This is a genomic window from Streptomyces synnematoformans (assembly GCF_039531005.1).
Classification (GTDB): Bacteria; Actinomycetota; Actinomycetes; order Streptomycetales; family Streptomycetaceae; genus Streptomyces; species Streptomyces synnematoformans.
In genome coordinates, this window is sequence record NZ_BAAAPF010000432.1 from 1 (window position 1) to 4677 (window position 4677).

3 protein-coding genes and 1 pseudogene are annotated in these 4677 nt (G+C 77.5%); 1 reads left to right on the forward strand and 3 read right to left on the reverse strand.

Annotated elements, in window-relative coordinates:
* Window positions 1-153: pseudogene (locus ABD317_RS33765) on the forward strand (serine/threonine protein kinase); the annotation flags it as partial.
* Window positions 154-295: 142 nt separating this feature from the next.
* On the opposite strand, the gene ABD317_RS33770 reads toward ABD317_RS33765, so the two are convergent.
* The 3 genes from ABD317_RS33770 to cobT all read right to left on the reverse strand — a co-directional run.
* Window positions 296-1114, reverse strand: a complete 819-nt coding sequence (locus ABD317_RS33770) for a TrmH family RNA methyltransferase (RefSeq protein ID WP_344295132.1) — start codon at window positions 1112-1114, stop codon at window positions 296-298.
* 81 nt (window positions 1115-1195) lie between these two features.
* Complete coding sequence (gene cobA, locus ABD317_RS33775) at window positions 1196-2479, reverse strand: uroporphyrinogen-III C-methyltransferase (RefSeq protein WP_344295133.1); 1284 nt, start codon at window positions 2477-2479, stop codon at window positions 1196-1198.
* Window positions 2480-2732: 253 nt separating this feature from the next.
* Window positions 2733-4677, reverse strand: a 1945-nt coding sequence (gene cobT, locus ABD317_RS33780) for a nicotinate-nucleotide--dimethylbenzimidazole phosphoribosyltransferase (protein ID WP_344295135.1), incomplete at its 5' end; no start/stop codon positions are given.

A 4677-nucleotide genomic window follows, 5' to 3' on the forward strand; every position in this document is an offset into this window, starting at 1 on the left:
CCGGCCCCGGCGGCGCGCAAGCCCGCGCCGCCGCGCCGGCCGGCGCCGGACCGGGCCCGGCTGATGCGCCAGCGGCTCATCGTGTTCGTGACGGTGACGCTGCTCGTCGCGCTCGGCATCGCGGCGGCGCAGGGCTGCCAGGGCCCCATCTAGGACCTGCGGCGGGCGTCCGCCGCGGCCCTCGTACTCCCGGTGGATCACTCCCGGGCCGCGCCGCCCCGGGGGCGGTCACCGCGCCCGCCGCGCCCCGCCGACGGTTTTCGGCCACGCCCGCGGCACCGCCGCGCCGCCCGCTTCAGCCCGCCGCGGGGGCCGTCGCCACCGCGTAGAAGGCGACGGCCGCGGCGGCGCCCACGTTCAGCGAGTCGACGCCGTTCGACATCGGGATCCGCACCCGCTGGTCCGCCGCGCGCAGGGCCCGCGCCGACAGCCCGGCGCCCTCCGTGCCCAGCAGCAGCGCCACCCGCGGCAGCCGCTGCGGGGCGGCCTCGGTGATCGGCACCGCGTCCGCGGCCGGGGTGAGGGCGACGAGCGTGAAGCCCGCCGCGCGGACCTCCTCCAGGTCGTGCGGCCAGTCGGCCAGCCGCGCGTACGGGACGTTGAACACCGCGCCCATGGAGACCTTCACCGACCGCCGGTACAGCGGGTCGGCGCAGTCCGGCGAGAGCAGCACGGCGTCCATGCCGAGGGCGGCGGCGCTGCGGAAGACGGCGCCGACGTTGGTGTGGTCGTTGACGGTCTCCAGCACGGCGACGCGGCGCGCCGTGGCCAGGATGCCCGCGGCGTCGGGCAGCGACTTGCGGCGCATGGCGGCGAGCGCGCCGCGGTGCACGTGGTAGCCGGTGACCTGCTCGGCCAGCTCGAAGCTCACGACGTACACGGGCGCCGGCAGCGCGTCGATGACGTCCCGCATCGCGTCGACCCACTTGGGCGAGAGCATCATGGAGCGCGTCTCGTAGCCGGTCTGCACGGCGCGCCGGACGACCTTCTCGCCCTCGGCGATGAACAGCCCCTCCGCCGGTTCGCGCCGGCGGCGCAGCTCGACGTCGGTGAGGTTGGCGTAGTCGGACAGGCGCGGGTCGTCGGGGTCGTCGATCGTGATGAGTTCTGCCACAGGGTGATCCTGCCGTGCCGCGGGCCGGCGGCCGACTCCGGGGTGCGCGCCCGCCGCGCGGCGCGCACCCGTCCCCTCTGCTCAGCCGGCCGGCCGCGCCGCGACGTCGCCGACGACGATCACCGCCGGCGGCCGCACCCCCTCCCGCGCCACCGCGTCCGCGGCCGTGGCGAGCGTGGCGTCCACCCGCCGCTGCGCCGCCGTGGTGCCCTCCTGCACGATCGCCACCGGCGTTCCGGCGTCGCGCCCCTCGCGTACGAGCGTCTCCGCGATGGCCCCGATGCGCTCCACCGCCATCAGCAGCACCAGCGTGCCGCGCAGCCGCGCGAGCGCCGGCCAGTCCACGAGCGAGCGCTCGTCGTCGGGGGCGACGTGGCCGCTGACCACGGTGAACTCGTGCGCCACCCCCCGGTGCGTGACCGGGACGCCCGCCGCCGCCGGGACGCTGATCGCGCTGGTGACGCCCGGCACCACCGTGCACGCCACGCCCGCCGCCGCCAGCGCCTCCGCCTCCTCCATGCCGCGGCCGAAGACGAACGGGTCGCCGCCCTTGAGCCGGACGACCGCCCTGCCCGCCCGGGCGTGCTCGATCAGCGCGTCGTTGATGGCCTGCTGGGCCATGGCCCGGCCGTACGGGATCTTCGCGGCGTCGATCACCTCGACGTGCGGCGGCAGTTCGTCCAGCAGGTCGCGAGGGCCGAGACGGTCGGCGATGACGACGTCGGCCTCGGCGAGCAGCCGGCGGCCGCGGACGGTGATGAGGTCTGGGTCGCCGGGGCCGCCACCGACGAGGGCGACGCCGGGCATGGGGGTCCCCCCTGGACCGGAGCCTGTCGGAGGTCCTTGGGGGAGCGTGCGGTGGTGGGGCGCGCTGAGCGTGCCGTCGCGCAGGCCCTCCACGACGGCGTCGCGGACGGCGGCGGAGCGGCGCGGGTCGCTGCCGGTGAGCACGGCGACGGTGACGCCCTCGCTGCGGCCGGTGGCGGGGGTCCAGGCGGTGGCGGCGGAGGCGTCGTCGCTGCGTACGCACCAGACGCGGCGGCGCTCGGCCTCGGCGGAGGCGGCGGCGTTGGCCTCGGGGTCGCGGGTGGCGACCACGGCGTACCAGGCGTCCGCCAGGTCCCCGTCCGCGTACCGCCGCCGCACCCACGTCAGCTCCCCGGCGTCCGCCATCGCCTCCACGGACGGGGTGGCGGAGGGCGAGACGAGGGTGATTCGGGCGCCGGCGGCGAGCAGCGCGGGCAGCCGGCGCTGGGCGACCTGGCCGCCGCCGAGGACGACGACGCGCCGGCCCGCGAGGCGCAGGCCGACGGGGTACGCGAAGGCGTCGGAACCGGAGGCGGGACGGGCGGGGGGACGGGACATGGCGGAGCGGCTCCTCGTACGGTGTGCCGGCCGCTGCGGCGTCGGAGCGGCGGTTCGTCGCGGACTGCGGTCGGTGCCGGGCTGGGCGCGCCCGGCCCGTGACGCCAACCCTATGGCCTGCACCGGAGCGGCGCCGCAGGTGCCTGCTCCGGCGGCGGCCGGCAGCGGGACGCACCGGGGACAGCGAACGCCGCCCCGTACGCCCCGGCCCGCGCGGCCGCCGACGCCGCGCGCCTCCGGGGCGTACGGGCGCTCAGCCCTTCTCCGTCACACCCGCCGCGTCGAACGTCGCCACCTCGTGCATGGCCCGCGCCGCGCTCTGCACCAGCGGCAGCGCCAGCAGCGCGCCGGTGCCCTCGCCGAGGCGCAGGTCGAGGTCGATCAGCGGGCGCAGCCCCAACTTCGTCAGCGCCGCCGCGTGCCCCGGCTCCGGGCTGCGGTGGCCCGCGATGCACGCCGACAGCGCCTCCGGCGCAACCGCGCGCGCGACCAGCGCCGCCGCGCCCGCGCTCACGCCGTCGAGGAGGACGGGCGTGCGCAGCGCCGAGCCGGCGAGGATGAAGCCGACGAGCGCGGCGTGCTCCAGGCCGCCGACCGCGGCCAGCACGCCGACCGGGTCGGCGGGGTCGGGCCGGTTGACCTCGATGGCGCGGCGGACGGCCTCGACCTTGCGGGCGTGCGTCTCGTCGTCGATGCCGGTGCCGCGGCCGGTCACCTCGGCGGGCTCGGTGTCGGTGAAGACGGAGATGAGCGCGGCGGACGCGGTGGTGTTCGCGATGCCCATCTCGCCGGTCAGCAGCGCCTTGTTGCCCGCCGCGACCAGGTCCCTGGCGGTCTCGACGCCCACCTCGACGGCCCGCAGCGCCTCCTCCCGGGACATCGCGGGGCCGGCCGTCATGTCCGCGGTGCCCGCGCGCACCTTGCGCGGCACGAGCCCCGCCGAGGCGGGCAGCTCGGCGGCCACCCCGGCGTCCACGACGCACACCTCGACGCCGACCTGGGTGGCGAAGGCGTTGCAGACGGCGCCGCCGGCGAGGAAGTTGGCGACCATCTGGCCGGTGACCTCCTGCGGCCAGGGCGTGACGCCCTGCGCGTGCACGCCGTGGTCGCCGGCGAAGACGGCGACGGCCGCTGGCTCCGGCACCGGCGGCGGGCACGTGCGGGACAGCCCGCACAGCTGCGCCGAGATGATCTCCAGCATGCCGAGCGCACCGGCCGGCTTCGTCATCCGCTTCTGCCGCTCCCACGCCTCGCCGAGCGCCTTGGCGTCCAGCGGGCGGATGCCCGCCAGGGTCTCGGCGAGCAGGTCGTGCGGGTCCTCGCCGGGCAGCGCGCGGCGGCCGTAGCTCTCCTCGTGGACGACCCAGGACAGCGGGCGCCGCTTGGACCAGCCGGACTGCACCAACTCCGGCTCGTCCGGGAACTCGTCGACGTAGCCGACGCAGAGGTACGCCACGACGTCCAGGTGCTCCGGCAGCTCCAGCTCACGCACGAGCTCGCGCTCGTCGAAGAAGCTGACCCAGCCCACGCCGAGGCCCTCGGCGCGGGCGGCGAGCCAGAGGTTCTCGACGGCGAGGGCCGAGGAGTACGGGGCCATCTGCGGCTGGGTGTGCCGACCGAGGGTGTGCCGGCCGCCGCGGGTGGGGTCGGCGGTGACGACGATGTTGACCGGAGTGTCCCGGATCGCCTCCACCTTCAGCTCCTTGAACTGCTTCGCCCGGCCCTTGGGCAGGCTCTTCGCGTACGCCTCGCGCTGGCGCCGGGCCAGCTCGTGCATGCGGTGGCGGGTCTCCTCGGAGCGGATGACGACGAAATCCCAGGGCTGCGAGTGGCCGACGCTGGGGGCGGTGTGGGCGGCCTCCAGGACGCGGAGCAGCACCTCGTGCGGGACGGGGTCGGAACGGAAGCCGTTGCGGATGTCGCGGCGTTCGCGCATGACGCGGTGGACGGCCTCGCGCTCGGCGTCGGCGAAGCCGGGGGCGGCCTCGGCGTCCGCGTCGGGTCCGGGGCCCTCGGTCCCGGCCGGGTCGGCGTCGCTGCCGGATGCTCCGGCCGCGGGGTCGTCGGCCGGGGGCGCCGGGGAGCCATGCGCCGGTACGGGGACGGGGACGGCGGCGGCCGCGGCGGCGGCCTGGCCCTGCGCCTCGCCGGCCGGGGTCACGGAGGCGGCGGCGACGGGTGCGCTCACCGCGGTGCCG